Annotated in this window: 1 tRNA gene; it reads left to right on the plus strand. The window is 28.8% G+C overall.

What is annotated here, in order from left to right:
* Nucleotides 1-304 precede the first annotated feature (304 nt).
* Nucleotides 305-383: transfer RNA gene (locus IE038_RS24230), tRNA-Leu, on the plus strand.
* Nucleotides 384-535: the final 152 nt, after the last annotated feature.

Raw genomic sequence — 535 nt, forward strand, 5'->3', positions numbered from 1 at the left:
TGTCGTTGTCAAATTAATTTTATTTTACCCTAAGGGGAAATTTCGTATGTAAGGAAAGATATGCATTTTATATAAAAAATTAGATACGAGGGGATCCCCCTTCGATACGGAATAAAATAAATAACCAAAGTTATTACATATAATTTAAACTCCGTATAATACATATATACAATATAATTATATTATTAATAAATATATATATATACTTTTACATCACCCCGAAGGGGGGCGAAGAATACCCTTGAAGATTATAAGTAAGTATAATTGAATTAAAGTATTATTCAATAATTTAAAAAAAAATGAAGCTATTTTGGTGGAATGGTAGACACAGTGCTCTTAAGAGGCACCGCGAAAGCATATTGGTTCAAATCCAATAAGTAGCAAATTTTTCCATTAGCTCAATGGTAGAGCATATTACTTCTAATAATATTATCTTAGTTCGATTCTAAGATGGAATATTTATTTTTTAAATCTTTAAATAGTCCCCAATTTCAACCTCGGTATGATTGTAAAGATAGGAGAGAGTTCCCAGGAA

The sequence above is a fragment of the Pseudomonas laurentiana genome (assembly GCF_014648275.1).
Classification (GTDB): domain Bacteria; phylum Pseudomonadota; class Gammaproteobacteria; order Pseudomonadales; family Pseudomonadaceae; genus Aquipseudomonas; species Aquipseudomonas laurentiana.